Origin of the sequence: Schlesneria paludicola DSM 18645, from assembly GCF_000255655.1 — a bacterium.
Classification (GTDB): domain Bacteria; phylum Planctomycetota; class Planctomycetia; order Planctomycetales; family Planctomycetaceae; genus Schlesneria; species Schlesneria paludicola.
On record NZ_JH636434.1, the window covers coordinates 3,010,669 to 3,035,244 of the forward strand.

Here is a 24,576-nt window from a genome sequence, read left to right on the forward strand (position 1 = left end):
GGATTGTAAACCTGCAAGAAGAGAGTCGCGACAAAAGACTTTACGTCTTATATCAAACTCGCTTCGTTCAGAAAAGCAATTTGATCAACTTGCGGGTCACTCCAGCTTCATCAGCCCACCGACATTCGTCCATCAAGGGCGATGCAGGTGGTTGCCGTTGCCAACAGCGGGTTGATTTCGACCATCGAAAGTTCTGGCAAATCCTCGACAAGTTGGAAGAACCTCTTCATGGTGAGCTTCAACTGAACGAGGTCAACGCCCGGGCGTTGACGATAGCCTTCGAGGATTGGATACAGCCTGAGTGAGCGGAGCATCCGGTCGGCGGTCTGCTCATCACAGGGGGGCAGTTCCATGGCCGTATCCCGCTGAAGTTCCGCGGTGATTCCACCCGCACCGATGACAACGACTGGTCCCAGTTGTGGGTCACGAGTCATCCCGAGGATCAGCTCGACGCCCCGTGCGATCGACACCATCGGTTGTACAGAGACGCCTTCAATGCGTGCGCTCGGGCTTCGTTCGCGCACAACCTTCATCATCGTGGCGAATGCCTCTCGGACGCTTTGCGCATTCGGAATATTCAGCATGACCCCGCCGACATCCGTCTTATGGGAAATATCAGGCGACAGTACCTTGAGTACGACGGGATAGCCGGTTTGCTCTGCAATCTCCTCCGCGGCGTCGGCAGACGCGGCAAGCCGCCCCTGGACAACTTGGATTCCAAAGTCTGCAAGCAGCGATTTGGATTTTCGTTCATCCAGTAAGCCCTGCTTCTCGGCCAGTTCCGCACGCCAGAATGCGATTTGCTCGCTCGTGACGGCACGCCCCAATCGTCGCAAGGATTCAGGCGTTGCCGAAGTATTCACGGAATCGAATGAGGTGGCCGCACATTGTTTTCGGCGGAGCGCGGTCACATGACTTAACGCACGGACGGCCTCTTCCGGAAAATCATAGTTGGGGACACCAGCCCGCCTGAGAATGGTTCGCCCCGTCGTAACAGCCGCTCCCCCAATAAATGCCACCACAATCGGTTTGGTTCCGTTGGCACGTGCCACGACAATTGATTCGGCAATCCGTTCGGGGTCGGTCATGGTCTGCGGGGTCAGAATGACGAGCAACGCATCCACATTGGGATCTTGAGCGACGATCTGAATCGCAGCCTGAAATCGCGCACATCCCGCGTCGCCCAAAACATCGACAGGATTGCGATGCGACCAGCACGAAGGGAGTACGCGATTCAGCGACTCGATCGATTCCTCGGACAACCGCGACAGAGGATGCCCAAGTGCCAGCCAGGCATCGCTGGCCATGACACCTGGACCTCCCGCGTTTGTCACTATGGCCAGTCGATCTCCTTCGGGCGCACCATGAGCGATCAGTAAACTCGCGCAGTCAAACAGCTCTTCGATGGTATCAACCCGTTCAATCCCGGCATGCCGAAACGCGATGTCACACACCGCATCGGCGCTGGCAATCGCACCGGTATGCGACACCGCGGCGAGTGCCGATTCGGCGAAGCGGCCCGACTTGCAGACGATCACCGGCTTGTGCCGCGCACACTTTCGCGCGGCCGACAAGAAATGCGACGCCTGGTCGAGTCCTTCGAGATACAACAGGATCGCATCCGTCTGTTGATCCTCGGCAAAATAGTCAATCAGATCCCCCATACCGACATTTGTCATATTGCCGACGGACACACAAGCCGAAAATCCCAGCTCACGCTCGGCCGACCAATCCAGAATCGCAGTGCACAACGCCCCCGATTGCGACAGAAAGGCAATCCTTCCGGGATGGGGCATGACGGGTGAAAAACTCGCGTTAAGTTTGTGAACAGGTCGCAGAACTCCCAGGCAGTTTGGCCCGATAAAGCGCAGCAGAGGAAACTCTCGAGCGGCCGCGACAAGTTCCGATTCAATCCTTCGGCCATCGGCTCCCGCTTCGCGAAATCCGGCGGAAATGACAATCATTCCCCGCGTGCCGAGTCGACCACATTCTTGGACCAGACACGGAACCGTCGATGCGGGCGTACAAACCACGACCAGATCGGGAACCCGGGGCAACTTCGCCAGCGACTCGTACGCGCGTTCGCCCTGCACAAGCAGGTGTTTCGAATTGATGGCGAAAAGTTCCCCCTGGTATCCGGTCGCTTTGAGATTCGCGAAGAGGGCCCCACCGACAGACCCCGGTTTATCACTGGCCCCCACGACCGCAATCGATTTCGGAGCAAAAATCGCTTGAAGTCCGTCATCTCTCATCACTGCCTGCTCCGATTACGTCGGCCTATCTGCCCATATCAGAACGGACGTCAAATCGCGCCCACGACGTGCGGCTTCGCTTCCAGATCAACCGACGCGATGATCTCCGAAAGTCGCAACGTCAGCTCCGCCTCGGCCAACGGCATCAGATCCTTGGCGAGTTCGAGAGCGATTCGATCTTGCACAATGCGAGGCCACGTTTCGCGCAAGACTCCCAGAAACGACGGCGGGGCAATCACGAACAAACGATCGAAGCGTCGATCTTGAGATTCGCGTACCAGAATCTCGGATATCTCATGGGCAAATCGCTTCGACTGGACCTGCTTTCGATCTTCATGGGGCTCAACCGTCGAACGCGCATTTCCGGCAAGTTGGACCCGCCCCGGCGCATCACTCTCCATCTCTTGCGGCGTCAGCCGCCCTTCAGGATGAACAAGACTATGCAAGGTCTGAAACTTGCTGACCGTGCTGGGCAAGGCATGCAAGATTTTGGCATGGCAACGGTCGGCTACCAGGACCCAATCAACAGTAATCATTGGAAAATTCTCCGATAAAAGCGATTCGTGCATTTCCGAGCAGGCGGATTCACTGTGGTGGCGGACTGCGTTCAATGCTCGGTTCGACCACGGCGTCCCGCTGCATTCGCTCGGCGGTGCCTTGTTTGATGGTCATCACGGGGCAGGGAGCGTTTCGCATGACAAACTCTGCGACACTACCCAGCAAAATTCTCGTCAATCCTGTCAGCCCGTGCGTCCCCATCACGATCAAGCTCGCGTCGCAGTCCGACGCAATGGACACAATATTCGGTCCGGCATCCCCAATACTGACTCTCGTTTCCACCTTCACATCGTCAATAGACGCGGTGACTGTGCGAAGCCGATCCTTACACTCGTCTTCGATCATTGTTAACGACGACAACGAAAGGTAATTGTGCAAATCCGACGGCGGCGGTAGTGGGATGTGGACGACGACCAATGTTGCACCGTGATCACGTGCTAACGAGCGGGCCAATCCCAATGCCTGATTCGCATTCTCTGAGAAATCTGTGGGGACCAGGATGGTTCTGATTTTCAGCATGGGTTGTCTCCAAATTTGTACCACAAGATGTTGCGGGCCTCTCACCGTAGGAACAACTCGATTTTCGGCGATGAACCCGTGCACAACAAGGTGTGAATCGCGATGGAAACAGATCGAACGGAAGAGCCCAGAAGTTTGTACACGCTTCTGAGCTCCCGTTCAGGTGCGGCGTTGATGGTCATTCATCCATTGACCGGGATATTGCGACCTTTCCCTTCTTCCGTCTTTGGCAGCGATAGCTGAAGCACGCCATGCTTATAGTTCGCTGAAATCTTGTGGGTGTCGACAAAAGGCGGAATCATCATCGCATGGTAGTACTCCGTCGCGGAGAACGATTCCTTGTCTTTTTCCTTCTTTTTCTCTGACCGTTTCGCCTGCATCACCAATTGATTTCCACGCACGTCGACTTTGAAGTCCTTGAGTTCAAAACCGGGTGCTTCCGCCTTAATGAGATACGCATCGGGATGGTCCTCGACATCGAATGCCCACCGGCCGTCGCCCCGCTCGGCATTCCAGAGCGCCGGGACATCCGTGAAGAACCTGCTCAGCATCTCATCAAATTCGCGCCGCATTCGATTGAGCGACGGAAATCCAAAGCTCTGCCAAGGATCTCGCGCCAACGCAAGTCCTTCCTTCGTTTCAGTTCCTTCGGCTTTTTTGGTCACCGCTGTCGTCATCGTTTCTTCTCCTGTAAACGAGCCCTCTGGTACCATTCAAAGGCGACCACCGCCGTTGATGGCATTGCCTCGATCAAACCTGCGACGGTTTGTCAGGTCTTGAAATCACTGCAACCTGGAGGTCGATGCGTCGTCCGAACGCCAATCGACGAGCGATCTCGATTGCCTGCTGCAAATGGAAATAGCGATGAACGGTTCCCCCCAGGCAGAGCGTTGTCGCGTCGACAGTGCACGTCACGTTGTTCAATCTGTGGCCCGCCCTCGCCAAGCCGCCTTGGATCATCGACCACACCTCTTCGTCGTCACGATGCGGGAATGCATCGCCCTGAGCTGGCCTGGTGATCTCAACATCCGACATCGTGACCTGATGTGTCTCCTGTTCCAGTTGCTCACAACAGAAACTCGCATCAGCCAATCCGTCACTACAACATCGACCACATGGCCGCTGCTCCGTTTCCTTGGGCAAGAATTCAAGTCGAAGCCGTTCATGGTCGAATGCCATTGTCGGTTTCGTCATTTCCAGAAGTGTCGCGACCATAGTTTGGTTCTGCCCCTGCAGTGAACGACGACCAATTCACAACCCCCACGACAACAGCAATCGCCCGCCCTAGGCGCAATTCCAATCACATTCCTTGGCACAAAGGGACATATGATCGCCCCATTCTGAATTAGCAGTTTCTCACCATACTGGCATGTCTTTTGCCTATCATTCGCAGTGGCGCCCCAGTCAGAATTCGTGGTGCCTTGCCTCCATCAAAGACTCGCCAGCGGCGGGAATGAGCGGTTGCATGAGGCATGCCGAATCAGCCGATTCGGTCGAATTTCAGGGAACGACCTGACGTATCAAGATGATCATGGGGGTTGTGATGGGTTGCTTGCGCATTTGCGTGAAAGCTTGATCGAACTCGTTGAACGATTTTTTTCCAGTTGAATGGCATTCACCCAATGGCATTCAACCAGGCGCAGACAAGGGCCACGGCAGGTAGGTTTCAATTTGATCACGATCGCCACCACGCCCAAGTGGCCGACCTGTTAATGAAACAACGCGAATGCTTTCTGAATCCAGTACAGTGTGATTGTCCCGGTGAATTGAGGAGCGTCTTCAGTTCGATCGTGACGATTGCCGCGACAAGCATGAATCATGCGGCCATTCGTCACACGCATTCGAGATGAAGTTATTCGATCGAGGTCTTCGCATGTTCCGTTTCGTGCAGCTCGTCGTCTCCGCCCTGCTGCGTCTCGTACTCTCGTTTCGCTACACCGTGAAACGCATCGACTGGCCGGACGCAAAGGGGGTTAAAAGGCCGGTTCTAATCCTCCCGAACCATCCCGCCTTGATCGACCCGGTCCTGTTGCTTGCACTTCTTCATGATTCATATCATCCACGAACGGTGCTCTACGAAGGAAATTTCAGCGGCCTCATTCGAACGCTGCTGTTCAAATTGCTGCAAGCGGTCTCCATCCCCGATTTGAGACGCCCAAGTCGTGAAGCCTATGAGCGGGCGGAGCAGGCCGTCGCGGAGGTCATCGCCGGCCTTCGGCGAGGCGAGAATTTCATCCTTTGGCCATCAGGGCATGCACAACGCGATGGCGTGGAACGACTGGGTTCGGCCCGCGCACTGACGGACATCCTGAATGCGGTCCCCGAAGCGACCGTGCTGATGGTACGGACCCGCGGATTGTGGGGCAGCATGTTCAGCTATGCACGAAAGGCGAGACTGCCGAATTTGCCCGGCTGCATCCTCAACGGCGGATTGCTCTTGCTCGCCAACCTCCTCTTTTTCATGCCACGCCGGCATGTGAAGATCACGATGAAGGAGCTGAATCGTGCCGATTTAACAAGCCTCGAACGCGATAGGATCAACCGCGATTTCGAAACCTGGTACAACACAGAAGGGCCAGAACCGCCGACACATGTTCCTTATCATTTTCTGTTTGGTGCCCGCGACTATCAGTTCCCCCGCCTTCAGTCTGTCCATATCCAAATCGACCCCTCCGAGATCACGCAGGACACCCGTATTGGCATCGCGGAAATCCTGACGAATCAGCTTCACAGGCCGGTCGGGATCGAGGAATTGAAACTCGACACGAAACTCGAAGACCTGGGTCTCGACAGCCTGCAACGTATGGAAGTCGCCGTTGGGATTGAACATCGTTTTGGCAGAACGATTGATGCGTCGCCATTGACGGTTGGTGAACTAATGGCGATGGCACAGGGGTGTCGCGAGACAGAAGCGACCGTCGCACCGGCAGCCTGGTTCAAACCACCCACGAACGTGAAGCCGCTTTGCGTGCTTGCAGAATCAATTCCCGCGGCATTTGTCGAACGAGCACTTAGCACACCCGGGGACATCGCCGCCGCGGATGATTTGTCGGGGGTTGTCACCTATGAACGGCTGCTGGTCGGTGCCCTGGTGATGGCGCGCCGCTTCGAGCGTCTGACAGGAAAAAATGTCGGCTTGATGTTACCTGCCTCCGTCGCCAGCGACATCATGTTGTTCGCATTGTATCTCGCGAACAAGCTACCCATTCTACTGAATTGGACAACGGGCCCCGCGAACCTGGCCCATGCAGTGAAACTGACGGAGGTCACACACGTGGTGACCTCACGTCAATTGCGTGACCGCCTGAATATTTCGATCGACGGAATTACGTTCATCGACGTCGAAGACCTGCGGCGGGAAGTCGGTCTGTTCGAAAGCCTCTGCACGCTGCTCAAGACCCGCATGTTCCCGTCCCGGGTTCGCCAGAGCGTGCCCCGCGTCGACCCGAATTCCACAAGCGTGATTCTATTCACATCCGGGTCCGAAAAGGCACCGAAAGGCGTGCCGCTGACCCATCACAACATCATTGCGAATTTGCGGATGCTCCCCAGCGTCTTGGAACTGACGACAAAAGATTCGGTGCTGGGATTTTTGCCCATGTTTCACAGTTTTGGCTTTACCATGACGGGACTCTTGCCGCTACTGGGGGGGATTCGGGTAGTGCATCATCCCGATCCGACGGATACCGCAAACTTATCACGGAAGATTTCCTCGTATGCCCCCACAGTCCTCGTTGGCATGCCGTCTCTGATTGGTCATCTGATTGAACGCTCGCGTCCTGGAGAATTGGATTCAATCCGCTGGATTGCCGTCGGTGCCGAAAAGTGTCCGCACTCGCTATTCGAAGCCACCGGACGACTGATGCCTAAGGCCACGATGCTCGAAGGGTACGGCGTGACGGAATGCTCGCCGCTGATTTCCGCGAATCGCACGGCGCAAAATCGCCCCGGAACGATTGGCATCCCGTTGCCCGGTCTGCAAATCCGTGTCGTCGACGTTGCAACCGACACCGAGGTCCCGATCGGAACGATGGGAATGCTGCAGGTCAGCGGCCCAACCGTGTTCCCAGGGTACCTCGGCGACGAAACGTCACCCTTCGTTGAACGGAACGGAACGCAGTGGTACGTCACAGGCGATCTGGTTTCGGTTGACTCCGATGGCTTCATCCATTTCGAGGGACGCTTGAAGCGATTCGTCAAAGCGGGCGGTGAAATGATCTCACTTCCGGCGCTGGAAGATCCATTTGTCAGCAAATATCCGCCGGACGACGATGGTCCGCGCGTCGCCGTGGAAGGAATCGAATTCGACTCCGGCCGTCGGATCGTCCTTTTCACCACGTTGCCCATCGAGCTCGCGGAAGCCAATGCCCTATTGGCCCACGAAGGATTCCGTGGTGTGATGCGACTCGATGCCGTGCATCACCTCGACAAGATCCCGGTTCTTGGGACTGGAAAGATCGACTATCGGCAATTGCGATCATTGATCAAATAGGCAATCGTGATTGCAACGAGCTACGAAAGGTGATTGATGCCGACGACGAACTCAAACCCGATAAATGCCGCCACCTGCTACGCGGCCTTGGTATCCCCGATCACCCGAATCCTTGGAAACGGTTCGATAACTCGCAAGACTCTGGACTCCGAAAGATCCTACTTTGAAAGATCACCAGGTCCCGAATCCACCATTCCTGCTTGATCCTCGTCGATCAGGCTTGCGGGCGTTCAAGCTTGGCGGCGCCGCCAAGCTTGAACGCCCGTCGAGTGATTCATTCAGGTCCGTGTGATATCGTCCGAATGAGCAAAATTCGTCGTCCGAGAGTGAAGGGTTAATTGATGTCCATCGATCCGACGGACTCACCGAAACAGACTGCCGCGTCACTGATGGCGGATATCATTTCCGACGTTCAATTGCTTTTCGAACAGCAGTTGAAGCTGATGCAGTACGAGTTTGAAGAGGAAGTCCACCGCCGCACGGTCGCCATGACCCTCGTTGCCTCGGGAGTGGCGATTGCGTTCATTGCGGCCACGATATTGTGCGTGATGTTCGCCCACCTTTTGCATTGGGCGACTTCGCCAATCGGTACCGATCCAGCATGGCTTCCCATGTGGGCCTGCTACGGCATCGTGACAGCCGTCTTGATCACGACCTCGACGATCATGGTGTGGATGGGGCGAAAAATGCTCTCTTCCCACCACGCCCAATCGAACTGACATCCTAGAAGCCGCAGGAAAGTCCGCAATGACGAATCGGAAGCAAATCCTTCTGAAACAAATGGAAGAAACAAAAGCCAATCTTTCCGAAAAACTGGATTCATTGGGCGTCCAGGTCAAAACAGAGACCGCAGAAGCCGTGACGCAGGTCGTCCGCAAGGCAGGTCGTTCGCTGACCAGCATGCTTGACGTTCGACAACAATTGCAACGCCATCCCTGGCTTGTCCTCGGAGGCTCGTCGGTCCTGGGCTACTTGATGATCGGACGGATCCTGGGCAGAAAGAAAGCGGCTCACGCACCGACGACAGCTGCTCCTCAATCCATTTCGACCGCGAATCCCGATGCCGAGCATACAGAATCGGTCAATCCTGCGAATCCAGCTCCCACCATCGCAACCGCCGTCGACGATCAAACAAACGTGTGGACCACGTCGCGGCAACAGCTCAGCGAATTGGCCATCCACTCGTTGACCAACATCATTTCGGCCTTGGCATCACGCGCGATTCCGGTCGTGGTCGATCGGATCGTCGACAGTGCGATTGCCGCCGGCCACCTGAATCCGTCAACGCTTCACGAAAAGGAGTCTCGTCCGAACGAAGAGTATGATCTGGACGGCACCTCGCCGTGTCAAAACGATGTCGAGCCTGCTCGTCGTATTCATTCTGACGAGGAAAATGTCAGTGGCGTGATCGAGTTGAACTAAACCGCTTGCAATCGAAAAGGCCATCCCATGAACATTCGCATCTCTCGCATTCTGTTTCCGACGGATTTCAGTGAACCCGCCCGGCAGGCGCAAAAGTATGCCATGGAGTTGGCAGACCGTTTTCAATCGGAACTACATCTGATTCACATCGTTCCGGAAGTCTACATGCCACTTCCCGATGCATCGACCTCATGGACGATGCCCGTTACGAATCTGCAGGCCGATGTCGAAATTGCTTCGAAACGACTGCAAAACGAAGTCAATCGCCCCTGGGCCGACAGCCATCAGATCGTTCGCCATGTTGAAGTCGGCAACCCTGTTAACGCCATCATTACCTACGCTAAGACGCACGAAATCGACCTGATCGTCGTCGGGACGCACGGCCATACGGGGCTTTCTCACCTCCTGCTCGGCTCAAATGCCGAAAAGGTTGTGCGGTTGGCCACCTGCCCGGTCCTGACGATTCATCCCAAAGGTCATCAGTTTGTGATCGACGACAATCCGGCCAACACGTAATCAACGCGAAAATCCTGTCATCATTCAGCGACAGAACGGGTCGGTCGGTCAAGGGCCCTGGGATGGATAGACCGCTGACAAACCATGGGGTCGCTGGCAAGATCGAATGAACTTGCGACTCATCGGTTTAGCGAGTTTCCCTTGGAGCGGGGAGTGCGCTACAATCGCGGGCTCACTCTATCGGAGCCACCATGCTATCGCCTGCCTTACAGAATTGCCGTTTCCTCAAAGCCGCCCGCCGCGAACCGACTGACACCACGCCGATCTGGATCATGCGTCAGGCAGGTCGTTATCTGCCGGAATACATGTCCGTCCGTAGCAAAGTCTCATTCATCGAACTCTGCAAATCGCCAGAATTGGCCGCCGAAGTCACCCTGACAGCGCAACGCGTGCTGGGTGTCGATGCGGCGATCCTGTTTGCCGACCTGCTGCCGATGCTCGAACCCATGGGCATCGACCTGGAATATGCCAAGGGTGAAGGTCCTGTCATCCATAACCCGATTCGAACCGGGGCCGAAGTCGACCGACTCCAAGAACTCGAAGACGTTGAAGCGCTGCACTTCGTGTTCGAAACGGTCCGCCAGATTCGTCGTGATCTGCCCGGCGACATTCCGCTACTCGGTTTCGCGGGTGCGCCCTTCACCCTGGCTTCGTACGCTATCGAAGGCGGTAGCTCACGAAACTATGTGACCACCAAGTCGATGATGTACAACGACGAAGGCGCGTGGCGAACGCTCATGGAGCGACTCAGCCGCAGCCTGATCCGGTACTTGAACGCGCAAATCGATGCAGGCTGTCAGGCGGTCCAGCTTTTCGACAGTTGGGCCGGATGCTTGTCACCCGATGACTATCGGCGGTATGTCCTGCCCTACACGCGCCAGGTCGTCGAAGGCGTTCACAAGGGGACCCCTGTCATTAACTTCCTCACCGGAAATCCCGCACTGCTGCCGTTGCTGCGCGAATCCGGCGGCGACGTGATCGGCATCGACTGGCGAGTCGATTTGGGCGAGGCCTGGAAAACGGTCGGATACGATGTGGCCGTTCAAGGCAATCTTGATCCCGTGTCGCTGATGGCTGATTTGCCGATTTTGAAGCAGCGAGCCAAAGCCGTGCTGACCGCCGCAGCCGGCCGACCTGGACACATCTTCAACCTGGGCCATGGAGTTTTTCCGGAAGTGCCCCCCGAGCATGTGAAAGCACTCGTGCAAATGGTGCATGAGATGGGACAGCATGGCCTCAACTGAGAACACGCACCGACGAATTGCCGTTATCGGCGGCGGCCTCGCAGGACTGGCCGCTGCACATCGGCTGACGGAACTGGCACCGACAACAAACCAGCCGATCGACATCACGCTGTTCGAAGCGGGCGCCCGGCTGGGTGGTCTGGTCGGTACGGAGCAGATCGATGGATATTTGGTCGATGTGGGTGCCGATTCGTTCCTCACGAACAAACCGGCGGCGGTAGGGCTGTGTCGACGACTGGGAATCGAAAATCGCCTGATCCCCACAGAACCCCGCTACCGCGGAGCTCTCGTACTGCATCAAGGCAGGCCCGTCCCCGTTCCTGATGGATTTCAGTTGCTCAGCCCCACGGCAATCTGGCCGATTCTCACATCGCCACTGTTCTCGACGTGGGGCAAACTTCGTTTGCTGATGGAATGGACCGTCCCCCGACACGCGCACGCTCAGGGTCAAACTCCGTCCGGCGATCAGCCCACCGCCCTGGTGGATGAAAGCCTGGCCGACTTCGCACGTCGGCGGTTTGGCCGCGAAGCGTTTGAACGTTTGATCCAACCGCTTGTGGGAGGCATCTATACGGCGGACCCGGAACGATTGAGTCTCGCTGCAACGATGCCTCGCTTCCTGGAAATGGAACGAGACTACGGCAGTCTGATCCGAGCCGTATTCGCTCAAAAAGCGAAAGACCGGAAACGGCAGAAGTGGACCGATGGCCAAAAGTCCGATTCCCTGGAATCGGGCGAACGGTCGATGTCGAGCGGTGCCAGGTACGGTCTGTTTGCGGGCCTGGAAGGCGGCATGATCGATCTCGTACGGGCCCTGCAATCGCAGGTCGAATCCCGCTGTCAGATTCGGTTGAACACACGCGTCACCTTCGTGTCGACGGGAAACATCCCCCATTCAAACGACGTGACCGCCGATCCTGGTGGCTACCGACTCGCACTCGATGATGATTCGGAACAGAACTTCGATTCCGTCATCGTCGCCAGCACGGCCGCGACGACCGCCAAGATCCTGGAGACACTTGATCCGGCCCTGAGCGCCGAACTGCGGGACATCGAATACGCATCGAGTGCCCTTGTGGTGACGGGCCACCGCCTGAGCGACATCCGGCATCCGCTTGATTCGTTCGGGCTGGTCATCCCGCAGATTGAACACCGGCGAATTCTGGCCGTATCATTCTCAAGTCGCAAATTTCCCAATCGCGCTCCCGAGGGTCATGTGCTGCTGAGAACATTCGTCGGCGGGGCGCTTCAGCCAGAACTACTGAAGCTTGACGATGATCAGCTACGCGATCTGGTCCGCGACGAGTTACGAGACATTTTTGGTGTGGGCGGAACTCCCGATTTCACGCGTGTCTATCGATACGAACGCGCCATGCCGCAGTACACACTCGGACACCTGGAACGGATTGCACGCATTGATCAACGGATTCAGCAGCGACCGGGACTCGAGCTGGCTGGAATTGCCTATCATGGGGTCGGTGTGCCAGACGTCATCGCCAATGCAGAACACGCCGCAGAGTCGCTGATTTCGAAACGAAGCCCCCGGGCCCGAGCACATTGATCACTGCCTGCGGACAGACTCAGGCAGAAGAGTCCTGCTCGAAACAGACCCGCGCGTCGACAGCCCTCAATTGCTGGCCGCGGGAGAATCTGATTTACCGAAGCAGTAGAGCTGATCGCCGACCCGCAAATAGAGTCGACCATCTGCGATGGCAGGCGTTGCATGGCCGTCGCCGTCGAAGTTGGCCGTATGCAATTCAGCCCAACCCGCTTCGGCGTTAACGATGGTCAGCTCACCTTTCTGACTCAGCAGATACACTTTGCCATCGCCAGCGATCGGAGACGCATAGTAACCTCCCGTCGCCTTGAGACGTGCGTGCTTCAGCACCTTCCCGGTCGTCGCATCCAAAACAGAAAGAATGCCGCCATCCTTGATCATGAACAACTTGCCCTCGTAGTACAGCGGTGAAGGGCAATAGGGCAACTGCTTGTTCTGCTCCCAACGGACGTGCGTTTTCGTGATGTCACCCGTCCCGCCAGGACTGATCGCCAGGAACACATTTTTGCCATCCGAGTGCGTGCGTGCGACGCTCAGATACTCGTCTTTCGTAATGTGCCCGTCCTTGTTGCGATCGATTTGCGTAAATCGTCCTTTAAACGGGTGATCAGGAAATTCCTTCTCTTCAATGGTCCCGTTCCCGTCGGAATCGGCCGCGAAAAGCTCCTCCACGGGCAATGGGGTCACTCGACTTTCACCGTCGTTTCCAGGTGAGAAGCAGGCGGCATAGAGGATATTGTCGGGGCCGACAATCGGCGACATGTTGACGATCCGCGACACGCCCTGCACCGTCCAGACTTCTTTGCCCGTCTCGAGATCGTAGCCCACAATCCGTAGAGTTGCGGAAACCACGATCTGCTTCTTGCCGTCCACGTCCCAGATCACTGGAGTGGAATAATTTCGGGTAAATTCTGAGCGATCGGTTCGCCACACCAAGTCTCCAGTGAGCCGGTTATACGCCGCGATAAACGACTCGGTATCGTGATCTTGGACAAGAATGACCAGATCACCCTCAATGATGGGCGAGCTTCCCGCACCAAAGTCGTTCTTAAACGGCCCCATCCGGTGAGACCACAACAGCTTGCCGCTTCGGTCATAGGCGAGCAGTCCGCTCGAACCGAAAAAGCTGACGACCACATCCCCATCGGTCACCGGGCTCGATTGTGCATAGCTGCCAGTATTATGGATTTTCTCCATCGCCTCGTGTGGCGCTGGAGCTTCCCACAAGATTGTTCCCGTCGCTCGGTTGATCGCGATTGTATTGAGCGTTTCGCCATTCGCGGTGGTCAGGAAGATTCGGTCTTTCGAGATGATCGGCGAGGAATGCCCCGGTGGAACTTTCGTCTTCCAGATCACGTCCGAGTTGGGAGAGACATTGACCGGAAGTGCACGCGGAGACCGGCTGACACCCGAACTACGCGCTCCGCGAAACTGCGGCCAATCTTCCGCCACCGAACATGAATCGCCGCACGCCAGCAGGGTCAACAACCCGAATAGAAAGCCGGGACAGAATTGAAGAGCACTCGTCCTGAAAGTACGCATTGTCAACTCCGCGGAACTCGTCGAATGTGTGCACGATCTCATGATGAACGGAACGATCCGTCGTCGTTTCAACACCATAACCAATTCACCGCGGATTGTGATGTGACCTTCGGAAGACCGTATCGAAATAGAAGGCCGATCAGGTCGCAACAGACCAACGGCCACCAACCATCCATTTTAAACGACGTCAGTTGATCGACGCGACACTTTGGCGAGCCTGCGTGACCGGATGATGCGCCGGTTCGTCCCAGCGGATTTCGCGATGAATTGTGAAATCCGCCGACGGGCTCGCATCTGGCACCCCATTCGAGACGCGCAGGATGGCACGGTAGGCGTGTCCCGATTGAAGTGGAGCATTCGGAATGAACGTCAATCGCGTGCGATCAAGCACGTAATGCCCAGCGAGTGGTGCCGTGACCGTGCTGTCATCAGAATCGACGACATGCACCGAAAGGATTTGCGAAAACTCGGGATCATCCGGTGCCGACCGCCGCAGTCGCGCCAACGCGGCCGAAGAAAGGCCGCAGGCTTCAATCAACATCGGCCGCATGAACGCGTCACTCATCACGCCGATCCGAGGCTCCCCGATATCGGCCAGAGACGCCAGCGGCGTCGATCCTGTCCAGCCGAGTCGGCTCAGGGTCGCGACGGCTGACCACCATTTCGGCGAATTCTGAGTTTGTTTCATTTGGGTTCTGACTTTCTAAAAGACCTGAAGCCAGTTCGTGCGACCGATCGATGTGGTGGTCGAAATCCTAGCTAAAAATTATCACAACATTGATAGATATTAATTTCGACGTCATCTGAATGAATGTCAAGCCGATTCGTCAACATTCCACGAATTTCGCTGAGTTTGAACTGTTTTTGTGGTGCACGCGCCACTTCGGACTCGCGCGTGGCGAACCCGCGTCTGGTCGAGTTTTCTGAAAAATCCGAAGAAGACTTGACGAATCGTTGCCAAACGACGATAGTAATGACGTCAATGTTGGTGATATATTAACTCCCCGTCGCCACTCGCACGAACGAGAGCGCTACCTACGAGAATTTGGCGAGACTGGGATCATGAATGCAACCGAAAGCACAGGAATCACCTCGAGCAGAATGATGACGGAAATCCATTTCCGCCATCACGGTTCCGCGTTTTTCCATACCGAAGGATGCCGCAGTCCGCGTGACGCCGCGAAGCAGGGTTGTTGACGCCACCCCTCCCACTTTGTGACCGTTGCGTTGGCCCCATTCCAGGCGGAAGGAAAATTCTGAACCTATCTCTGCGATCCTCTTCGACCGATCGCTTGTCTATTCAGCGTCGGTCGGATTTCGCAGAGTGCTTCTTCAGGTGACTATGATGATGAGAACGAATGATCTTTATCGATCACAACACAATTTTGAAACCGGCATCCGCGTCGAAGACGCGTTGCTCAGTATTGATCAGGCTCGTTTCGAACGCGTCTCGGCCGTAGCCTTCTGCGGAATCGTTGAACTGACGGGAAATGTGTCCAACTATTACGACAAAGCCCAAGCACTGCGAATCGCGCGAACGGTTTCCGGTGTGACCACGGTTGTCGAATCGCTTCAGGTCCGCGCAAGGACATTGGTTCCTCGCCCTGCCATGTCGCGTCGCCGCCCGTGGTCCATCTCGGGGACTCGCAACTCGAATCAGGAATGGACGGCCTCATCGCGGCTGGACCCGTCAACCGGCTGAGGCCGTTCGACACCGACAATTCGACTGTTGTTCCGGACAATGTGCCTGTGGAATGGATTCGTTGGAGTTCATGGATGAAGTTCGACCGAAGGGGTTGGCGTACGTCACCAGCCCCTTCGGTCGAGTATCCGCCCTATTCATGCGCAGTGGGAACGACAATGATGATTGACGGTGGCACTTGATGAACGGTAAGTCTCCAGTAAAGGCCGGACGACACGATGCACAATGACCAGGTCCTGGCGTCGTATCAGAAAACCATTCCCGCCACAGTGGCATTCGCAGAAAGCGCTGGCTTGATCACGCCCAGTCGTGCGGGGGGCGTCGCCGATGCGTCTGTGCGTGACACCTCGACGAACGAGGCCGACCCCATCTGGGCCGCAATTCGCGACGAAGCCCGTCAGGAAGAACGTCGCGGTGCATCGCTGTTACTCTTCCTCGACAAGTCCGTGCTGGAACCCACTAGCCTCGAGGATGCCTTGGCCCGGATTTTGTCGGCCAAACTCAACGCCGAAATGCTCGGTGAAGACCGAATGCGATCCCTGCTATGGCAGGCATTCCAAAACGCTCCTCAAATCCAACGCTCCATTCGCCAGGATCTGCAGGCCATTGTCGACCGCGATCCGGTTGCGAGCGGCTATCTTATTCCCTTTGTCTTTTTCAAAGGGTTTCAGGCGCTGCAGGCGTACCGGGTCGCGCATTGGTATTGGAATCGCAACGACCATTTCCTGGCGGCGTTTTTGCAAAATCGCATTTCTGAAGTCTTCGGCGTCGACATTCACCCCGCAGCGCGGATCGGATCGGGAATCCTGATGGATCACGCCACCGGAATCGTCGTCGGTGAAACGTCCGTTATTGAAGACAACGTCTCGATCCTGCACGAAGTCACGCTCGGCGGGACAGGAAAAGAAACGGGCGACCGTCACCCCAAGGTGCGTCAGGGCGTCTTGATCGGAGCAGGGGCAAAAATCCTGGGCAACGTCGAAATTGGCGAAGGCGCGAAGATCGGGGCCGGCAGCGTCGTCCTCGATTCGGTCCCGCCGCACTGCACCGTAGCAGGAGTCCCCGCCCGCATCGTGGCCCGCAACTGCCGCGCGAATCCCGCTCTCGACATGGACCAGCAATTCCCGCATCACTTTGAAGACGGCAGTGGCATTTGATTCGCCGGCTCTTGCATCGTCGCCCTACGCACCAAAGGCCCAACGCTGTGAAGCATTTCTGCTCGTGAAATATCGGCCAACTCTGGTATTTCCTGCGGGCCGGATGGCCCAACCATTCAACCAGCCCAGTCCAAAGGAGACCGCAGGGATCCAACGGGCTGGGTCAAACGCCCCTAAGCTCTATTATGGCCTGTCAGGCAACGCTGTGAAGCATTTTGGGTTGAGTTTCAAATTCCAATCATGGCGAAGCACAAGTTCATGTGGACCGCGTAGTCGATGTGTTTTCCTCAGGCCCAATCGGGCCGGCCAGCCTCCTAGCCAGGGTCGGAGGCGTCCTCGCCGTAGGCCCTGGAATTCTGCCACATCAAATTGCAAAAGGTCTGAAGGACCGCCCCGTCTCATTTCTATTGCGAACCAATGCCTCGAAATCGACAGGTGATCCATCGTGAATCGAAAAAGAACGTCGGTCCTTCAGACCTCAGAATCTTCTGAATGCGATCCGGTCCAGGGCCTACGGCGAAGACGCCTCCGACCCTGGCGAGGAGACTGAACGGCCGCGTTGGGCCTGAAGATCTGCGACGCAACTTAACGACCTTGCGAGGTCCCCCTTCACGGCGTTGCCTGTTAGGCCGCAGAGGTCACGAGACGCAACGAAAACGCCTTCACTACGTTGCCCTGCAAGTCATAGCTTGCAATGAAATCACGCCTCAAGCCAGAATCGGCTGAATCACCTGCCCGCGGCTGATCACGTGTGGTCGTCCCTGCATGTCGTGAAATTCGGTCTCGGGTGCAAAACCGAGACAATGCAGAATGGTGGCCGTCAAATCTTCAGGTCCCACTCGTCCCGATTTGGGAAAGCCGCCGATCTCATCGGAACTCCCGTGGACAGTTCCTCCCTGGATTCCGCCGCCCGCCAGGGCGATCGAGAAGACCGAGCCCCAATGGTCACGGCCGCCGTTCGCATTCATCTTCGGACTTCGACCAAATTCCGACATGCAGACCACCAGCGTTTCATCGAGCATTCCACGATCGCTCAGATCATCCAGTAGCGCCGAGAATGCATCGTCGGTCGGCGGGATCAGGACGTCCTTCAAACGATTCGTCTCATCGGCGTGTGAATCCCAACAAGGCTTGTCCGTCGGTTCATCGGCACCGCGATACCAGTTGACTTGCACGAGCCGGACGTCCGCTTCAATCAACCGGCGAGCCAACAGGCAACTTTGTCCGAACTGCGTCGTTCCGTATCGCTCGCGCGTCGCGACCGATTCAGCGGAAATGTCAAACGCCCCACGCGAGGCCGCCGAGGCCAGCACGCGATACGCGCGTTCCTGCTGATCTCCGAACGTCTTTAACAACCCCGCATCGGCACTCATTTCATGCGGCCGCGCGATGGCGCGGACCAGGTCCCGGCGGAACGACAGACGGTCAAGCGAAACATCCCCCGGCAATTGAAATTCCGTGATTCGATAATCCGGTGATGCGGGTGCACACCGAAACAACCAAGGATCGGCCGACTGCCCCAGCATGCCACCATCTTGACCAGGCCAGACCGATCCATCCGTATTAAAGATATGATGAGGCAACCGAACCGAGGTCGGCAAATCGCGGGCGGGCGGTCGCAATCGCTGCAACACCGCCCCCCAGTTGGGCCAGTCATTGGGAGCCCCGGGATTGACGTTCTCGGCATTCATCGGTGCGTGCGGGCGACCCGTCAGCATGTAATATCCACTCGACGAATGAGCGTTGTCGTTCGTCGAAATCGCACGCAAAAGAGCCAGCTTGTCGGCTCGTTGCGCCAACTTCGGCATCAGCTCGCCAAACCGAACTCCGGGAACGCACGTTTCAATCGAACCGATCTGGCCGCGAACTTCTTTGGGAGCTTCCGGCTTGGGGTCCCAGGTTGAATGCTGGGGCGGTCCACCCATCAAGAACAGCACGATGCACGACTTGGCTTTGCCGATCGACGGCTTGATCATGACGTTCGTCGCCGTTTCAGTCGCCCTGAGTGAACGAGGCCCCAACAACTGCGGCAACGACAGACCACACGCCCCCAAACCGCCGATCCGCATCACTTCGCGACGCGAAAGAGAGTTACAGAGCCGCACGCCGGATGATTGAAGACTTAACATCGTGTTTTCAGACTCCTACAGCGGCATTTCTCGGCGAGCAAATTCTGTGGCGGCGGGCATCGACAAATCAAAGGCAGGTTGTTCGTAGGTCGTCATTATCTTCGCAACCGTTGAGATATTTCAATGGAAATTGATGCGACTGACTGGCGTCTGGCCGAGGAATTCAAAATAAAAGGAGTATCCAGTCGCCTTCCGGCACCGCATTGATGCGCCGTCTCACACCGAATTCGAGAACCTGTTCGGAAAAAAGAGAGAATGAAACCGCGTGTTGACTTGGCTTTGCGGTTCGAACGACGCTAAACTTATGTCATTCCGTCTCACCTTCACGTCGAAAGATTCACCCGTGCTTTGGTCGCTCGTCAACGCGTCGCTCGCCGGACGGCATTTGCCACGACTCGACGACGTGACGGTCACGATTCAAGAGGGTGTCACGGCCGTTCTCGGGCAGTCGGGATCGGGCAAGACGTCGCTGCTGAATCTTCTCGTCGGATTTGAACAACCCAGCTCGGGGCGAGTCACCTTCCACAAAGCACCAAAGGACGAGCGACTCGCGGTTTTCTGGGCACCGCCGCAACAGGGGCTCTGGCCACATCTCAGCGTCCGCGAACACCTGACGACCGTCGCTCCAGCCCACGATCGAAGTCAGATCGATCATGACGCGGATGAACTGCTGGAGCAGTTTGATTTGCGGCAACATGCTTTCGCCCGTCCCGATTCGTTGTCGCTCGGCGAACGATCACGCTTAAATGTCGCGCGAGCGTTATTCTCACGGGCTCGAGTGCTCGTGATGGATGAACCTTTGTCGCACGTCGACGAGATGCGTTGCGGACGGTACTGGTCGGTTATCCGTGACTGGTGCCGCCAGCATGAGATTTCGTTGGTATTCTCGACGCATCAGTCGGACGTGGCGCTCCAGGAAGCCCAGCAGGTCATCTGCGTGCTCGAAGGTCGGATTCCCTTCCAAGGTCAAGTTGACGAGTTATATGAACGCCCGGCAACGCGTGAAATCGCATCGCTCCTGGGCCCCTGCAACTGGTTCACGGCGGAAGAACGCGACCGCTGGTGCCACACCGATTCGGTTCCATTCCCCGCCGCGGCTGAACTTCCCACCGCACCGGAATGGTGCGTCCGTCCCGAACGGCTGGCCGTCACGGCCGAGGCCGATGCGCCCGTGACCGTTCAACAGGTCCATGTCGCAGGGGCCGTCGCGGAAATTGAACTCTGCGACACCCGCACCCACACAACGAAACGCGTCGTGTATCGGCCAATTACCCCCAAGCGACTGCAACGCGGCGAACAAGTGGTCCTCAAGATCCTGACGCTGTTCCTCATGGTGTTCATTTCAGGATGCCTGGGTCAGTCCGAGCCAACCCTGTCGGTCAAACGGGAATCGAATTGGATGATGCCGCCGGACGGGCATCGCGTTCCGGCTCCACGAGGAATCACGGTCTCGTCCGACAATGAATATCTGGTTCTCGACAACGCGGGCCGCGTCCTGGTCTTCAACGAGAACGGCGATCTCACCCGTCAGTGGTGGATGCCCGAATATTCCGTAGGTAAGGCGGAAGGAATCTGCGTCCTGAAAGACGGACGAATCGCCGTAGCGGATACACACTATCATCGCATCGTGTTTTTCAACCACGACGGCGAAGTCACGGGAATGTTCGGGCAACGGGGAAGCGGCGAAGGGGACTTTGTGTATCCCGTTTCCATCATTCAGGCCCCGGACGACTTTATCTACATCTGCGAGTACGGTCAGAACGATCGTGTGCAGAAATTTCGGCCCGACGGCACGTTCGTCCTGCAGTTCGGCGGTGCCGGGACCGAACCGGGCCAATTTCAACGCCCCAGCGGAATTGCCTGGTACGATCACGAACTGTTTGTCGTCGATGCGTTCAACAACCGCGTGCAGGTGTTCAGCGAAGAAGGTCAATTGCTCCGAATCATGGGCGATTCCGAGAACGCCGGGGCGGTTCACTACCCCTATGACATCACGGTCAACCCGCGCGGCGAATTGTTCGTCGTCGAATATGGAGCGGGACGAGTCACCAAGTTCACTCGGCAAGGTAAGCTCTTGGGGCGATATGGACATTCAGGTCCCGGCCAGACATTGGCTCAGTTTTCAACCCCCTGGGGTTTGACGATTGACCGTCGCAACAGGCTCTATGTCTGCGATACAGGTAACAGACGCGTTGTGGAAATTGAACTATGAAGTGCTCTCGGCGAAAGTCCACAAGTGCCCAGCCGCACGTCGACCACAGAGGCGGTGTATCGCTCGACGCTCCCGATTCGTTTGCCTCTCAGGCGATTCTCGTGATCGAACACGACGCACCCCGACTTCCCCGCCAAAGTCGCCTTGAGACGGAGTGGACACGATGAAGGCACTTCGGCGGTACATCTCCAGCTTTTTCCCCAAGGCACGTCGCCCATTTCAGTGGCGCGAGACGTGGCCGTTGCTCGTCTTCCTCGTGCTCTTTGGCAGTGTCTGCGCGTGGCTGGAATTCGCGCATGTCTGGATGTTTGCACGGCCCACGATGTTGGGGTTGATCGTCCTGTCTGTGTGGGTCTGGTGGATGCACTTTGCCGGATATGCCGGCCTTCCCAAAAAGCGAGGAACGCTTTCATTACTTGTACGGCTCGTACTGTTGGGCGTCCTGGTGATGGCTCTCGCCGAACCCCGGGCGGTTCGTTCCCGAGACGTCATGTCCGTCGTCTTTGCACTCGACGTCAGTGACTCCATCTATAGCCCCGACGATGCACTCAAGTACGTGACGGAAACAGTGCAGAACCACCGACCGAAGGGCAAGCAAGACGAAGCCGGCCTGATCATTTTCGGTAAGACGCCCGCGTGCGAGCTGTCGCCCAGCATGAGCTTTCCGTTCGAAGCGTTCAATTCGCAAGTCGACCGCGGTGCCACCAATATCGAGCAGACCCTTTCGTACGCCGGAGCACTGCTGCCCGAAGACAACCAGGGCCGAATCGTCCTGATCAGCGACGGCGTGCAGACGGAAGGCAGCCTCTCCCGAATTCTGGATGATTTGAAAGCGCGCGGCGTGGCCGTCGACGTGTTGCCGATCGACTATTCCTACAGCAATGAAGTCTGGATGGAACGGCTCGACCTGCCGCAGGCCGTCAAACTGGGCGAATCCTACGAAGCCGGGATGCTGGTGAAAGCCTTGAGCGGCGGCAAGGGAAAGCTGGTCCTGCGTGAAAACGGCAACGTTATCGCCGAGCAAGAGGTCGAATACAAAGAAGGAACCAATCGCTACACGGTTCCCATCACACTCAGATCGACCGGTTACTACGAATACACCGCCAGCATTGAAGTGCCCAAAGCTCAGGACAGCCTGCCGCAAAACAACTCGGTCTTGAACTACATCTTCGTCGAGGGTGAAGGCAAAGTGCTGCTGGTCACCGATGGGTCCGGAGACCGTCGTGACTGGGAGAGCCTCGAACGAGCCATTCGCGAGGGTGAACGTGCCGTCGAGCGGATCGATGGTATGGATATGCCGCGTGACGCCGCATCGCTGATGCCGTACGACTGCATCGTCTTCGTCAACGTTCCGCAAGATCAGTTCGACATCCAGCAACTGCAGGCCGTGCGCGATTCTGTCTACAACCTCGGCTCTGGCTTCCTCATGGTGGGCGGTGCCAATAGCTTTGGTCCCGGTGGTTACCATCGCACAGTGATCGAAGAGATCCTGCCCGTGTCGATGGACGTCTCGCAAAAGAAAGTGCTCCCTAAAGGGGCACTCGCCATCATCCTGCACACGTGCGAGTTCGCCGAAGGAAATACGTGGGGCAAACGGATCACCAAGCAGGCCATTAAGGTGCTCGGAGCACAAGATGAAGTCGGCGTACTGGCCTACACCCAGAACGGTGAACAATGGCTGTTCGAGCTCACGCCGGCGGGTGAATATGAAAAGTTAGTCCCCGCCATCAATGGTGCCCAGATTGGCGACATGCCCAGTTTTCAGAACACGATGAATCTCGGGCTAAAAGGCCTGATGAAAAGTGATGCCGCAACCCGGCACATGATCATCATCTCCGACGGCGATCCCCAACCGCCCACGCCCGCACTCATCAAAGAGTTCATCGAAGCCCAAGTCAGTGTCTCGATGGTGGCGATCTTCCCGCATGGGGGACTGGAAATCTCGAAAATGCAATCGGTCGCCGAAGTGACCGGGGGCCGTTACTACTTTCCAGATGATCCCAATCAGTTGCCCGCGATCTTCATCAAGGAATCGAAGACACTCAAACGCAGCATGCTGCAAAACAAACACTTCACGCCCGAGGTCGCGTTTCCCTCTCCAATCCTGAAGGGGATCGAAGGGCTGCCGGAACTGAAGGGTTACGTGATCACCAGCGCCAAGGGTCACCCGGCGATGACGATCCTGACGGCACCCGCCGACGCCGATGACGCCGACGATCAGGACCCCGTCCTTTCCGTCTGGCAACACGGACTCGGCAAAACAGCCGCGTTCACCTCCGATTTCAGCACAAACTGGGGCGAACAGTGGCAGCAATGGGGCCACTTCCAACCCTTCGTCAAACAATTGCTGACAGATATCAGCCGCGTCAAAAAGGATGGGCATCTGCGGATGTCGACCCATACTTCGGGCGGCGACGCCGTCATCGTCGTGGAAGACTTTCACCCCGAAGAAGGCTTTCTCGACATCAATGCCAAGCTGGCCGGCCCCAATCAAAAAACCGAAAACATTCAGCTCAAACAGGTCGCTCCCCGCCGTTATCAGGCGACGGTCCCGTTGTGGGGCCATGGACGCTACCACGTCGTGGCACAGGGACTGGGCGGTGAACGCAAGGATCTGGCATTCGGCGGATTCATTGTCCCCTATTCACCCGAATACTTGCGGTTCCGTTCCAATCGCCAGACGCTGCAGGAAGTCGCCGATCGCACCGGCGGGCGCGTGTTGTCAGGTGATCCGGCGAAAGACGAAATCTATCAGCGCGGGCGAGCCCCAAAACGCAGTTCGAAGCCGATCTTCGACTGGTTGCTGGTCGCCCTTGCGATTCTGGTTCCACTCGACGTGGCACTGCGTCGGATTCAACTCGACTGGTCATCCATCAAATCCGCACTGGGGCTGGGCCGCCGAACGGCATCCACCGCCACGATGGGTGCACTGATGCAAGCCAAGCAATCTGCGGCCGCCGCGATCGAATCGCGTCGTACAGAACGGCCGATGCCGACCTCGTCCAATCTACCCAACATGCCATTCCCCAAACGGCCTGGAAATAGTCCGAGCGGATCTTCGAATGTCGTGAAACAGCCACCGCCCCAAACACCACCACCCGCTGAAGGTGGCACATCCACGACTGAGCGTTTGCTGGATCTCAAGCGCAAACGAGACAAAGACAAGTGACCAATCGACATTTTTATAGACCGACAACACTGTCCCTTTTGCCATTTCGATTTGATTTTCATCATTCATCGCAACGCTCGGACGCTGCCCCACGACGTTGCTGA

The 24,576-nt window shown here is 56.8% G+C and carries 18 protein-coding genes; 10 read left to right on the forward strand and 8 right to left on the reverse strand.

Annotated elements, in window-relative coordinates; all coding sequences use genetic code 11:
- Positions 1-110 precede the first annotated feature (110 nt).
- The 5 genes from OSO_RS43575 to OSO_RS0114835 form a co-directional block, all read right to left on the reverse strand.
- Positions 111-2,252 (reverse strand): acetate--CoA ligase family protein, encoded by a 2,142-nt coding sequence (locus tag OSO_RS43575; RefSeq protein WP_010584043.1) that lies wholly within the window; start codon positions 2,250-2,252, stop codon positions 111-113.
- 50 nt (positions 2,253-2,302) lie between these two features.
- Complete coding sequence (locus OSO_RS43580; protein WP_050986113.1) at positions 2,303-2,788, reverse strand: host attachment protein; 486 nt, start codon at positions 2,786-2,788, stop codon at positions 2,303-2,305.
- A gap of 49 nt (positions 2,789-2,837) precedes the next feature.
- Complete coding sequence (locus tag OSO_RS0114825) at positions 2,838-3,329, reverse strand: universal stress protein (RefSeq protein WP_010584045.1); 492 nt, start codon at positions 3,327-3,329, stop codon at positions 2,838-2,840.
- A gap of 182 nt (positions 3,330-3,511) precedes the next feature.
- Positions 3,512-4,006: an Hsp20/alpha crystallin family protein gene (locus tag OSO_RS0114830; protein WP_010584046.1), complete on the reverse strand. Its 495-nt coding sequence runs from the start codon at positions 4,004-4,006 to the stop codon at positions 3,512-3,514.
- A gap of 73 nt (positions 4,007-4,079) precedes the next feature.
- Positions 4,080-4,544, reverse strand: coding sequence for a hypothetical protein (locus OSO_RS0114835; protein ID WP_010584047.1), 465 nt, complete (start codon positions 4,542-4,544; stop codon positions 4,080-4,082).
- A 658-nt stretch (positions 4,545-5,202) separates the two neighbouring features.
- On the opposite strand from OSO_RS0114835, the gene OSO_RS0114850 reads away from it, so the two are divergent.
- The 6 genes from OSO_RS0114850 (at position 5,203) to hemG (ending at position 12,564) form a co-directional block, all read left to right on the forward strand.
- Positions 5,203-7,821 carry an AMP-binding protein gene (locus OSO_RS0114850; protein ID WP_010584048.1) on the forward strand — a complete coding sequence of 873 codons (2,619 nt, stop codon included), beginning with the start codon at positions 5,203-5,205 and terminating at the stop codon, positions 7,819-7,821.
- A gap of 341 nt (positions 7,822-8,162) precedes the next feature.
- The gene (locus OSO_RS0114855; protein WP_010584049.1) at positions 8,163-8,540 is read left to right on the forward strand and encodes a phage holin family protein; all 378 of its coding nucleotides are present in this window, start codon (positions 8,163-8,165) and stop codon (positions 8,538-8,540) included.
- Positions 8,541-8,568: 28 nt separating this feature from the next.
- On the forward strand, positions 8,569-9,243 hold the full coding sequence (locus OSO_RS0114860) for a hypothetical protein (RefSeq protein ID WP_010584050.1): 675 nt from the start codon (positions 8,569-8,571) through the stop codon (positions 9,241-9,243).
- A gap of 27 nt (positions 9,244-9,270) precedes the next feature.
- Positions 9,271-9,759: a universal stress protein gene (locus OSO_RS0114865; protein WP_010584051.1), complete on the forward strand. Its 489-nt coding sequence runs from the start codon at positions 9,271-9,273 to the stop codon at positions 9,757-9,759.
- Between the two features lie 191 nt (positions 9,760-9,950).
- Complete coding sequence (gene hemE, locus OSO_RS0114870; protein WP_010584052.1) at positions 9,951-11,003, forward strand: uroporphyrinogen decarboxylase; 1,053 nt, start codon at positions 9,951-9,953, stop codon at positions 11,001-11,003.
- On the forward strand, positions 10,990-12,564 hold the full coding sequence (gene hemG, locus OSO_RS43585; protein WP_010584053.1) for a protoporphyrinogen oxidase: 1,575 nt from the start codon (positions 10,990-10,992) through the stop codon (positions 12,562-12,564). The genes hemE and hemG overlap by 14 nt, the downstream gene beginning before the upstream one ends.
- 66 nt (positions 12,565-12,630) lie before the next feature.
- Here hemG and OSO_RS0114880 read toward each other — a convergent pair whose 3' ends face one another.
- Together OSO_RS0114880 and OSO_RS0114885 are read right to left on the reverse strand one after the other, a co-directional pair.
- Complete coding sequence (locus OSO_RS0114880) at positions 12,631-14,103, reverse strand: BamB-related PQQ repeat family beta-propellar protein (RefSeq protein ID WP_157605195.1); 1,473 nt, start codon at positions 14,101-14,103, stop codon at positions 12,631-12,633.
- Positions 14,104-14,290: 187 nt separating this feature from the next.
- The gene (locus tag OSO_RS0114885) at positions 14,291-14,791 is read right to left on the reverse strand and encodes a hypothetical protein (RefSeq protein ID WP_010584055.1); all 501 of its coding nucleotides are present in this window, start codon (positions 14,789-14,791) and stop codon (positions 14,291-14,293) included.
- A gap of 657 nt (positions 14,792-15,448) precedes the next feature.
- On the opposite strand from OSO_RS0114885, the gene OSO_RS0114900 reads away from it, so the two are divergent.
- Both OSO_RS0114900 and cysE read left to right on the forward strand, forming a co-directional pair.
- The gene (locus OSO_RS0114900; protein ID WP_157605196.1) at positions 15,449-15,805 is read left to right on the forward strand and encodes a BON domain-containing protein; all 357 of its coding nucleotides are present in this window, start codon (positions 15,449-15,451) and stop codon (positions 15,803-15,805) included.
- A 218-nt stretch (positions 15,806-16,023) separates the two neighbouring features.
- Positions 16,024-16,962, forward strand: a complete 939-nt coding sequence (cysE, locus tag OSO_RS0114910) for a serine O-acetyltransferase (RefSeq protein ID WP_010584058.1) — start codon at positions 16,024-16,026, stop codon at positions 16,960-16,962.
- A 707-nt stretch (positions 16,963-17,669) separates the two neighbouring features.
- Here the strand turns inward: cysE and OSO_RS0114915 are convergent.
- Entirely contained in the window at positions 17,670-19,091 is a 1,422-nt protein-coding gene (locus tag OSO_RS0114915; protein ID WP_010584059.1) for a DUF1501 domain-containing protein, read from the reverse strand.
- 304 nt (positions 19,092-19,395) lie between these two features.
- Between OSO_RS0114915 and OSO_RS0114925 the strand changes: the two genes are divergently transcribed.
- Positions 19,396-21,303 (forward strand): ATP-binding cassette domain-containing protein, encoded by a 1,908-nt coding sequence (locus tag OSO_RS0114925; RefSeq protein ID WP_010584060.1) that lies wholly within the window; start codon positions 19,396-19,398, stop codon positions 21,301-21,303.
- 163 nt (positions 21,304-21,466) lie between these two features.
- A complete protein-coding gene (locus OSO_RS0114935) occupies positions 21,467-24,472 on the forward strand; it encodes a VWA domain-containing protein (RefSeq protein WP_010584061.1) in 3,006 nt (1,001 codons plus the stop codon).
- Positions 24,473-24,576: the final 104 nt, after the last annotated feature.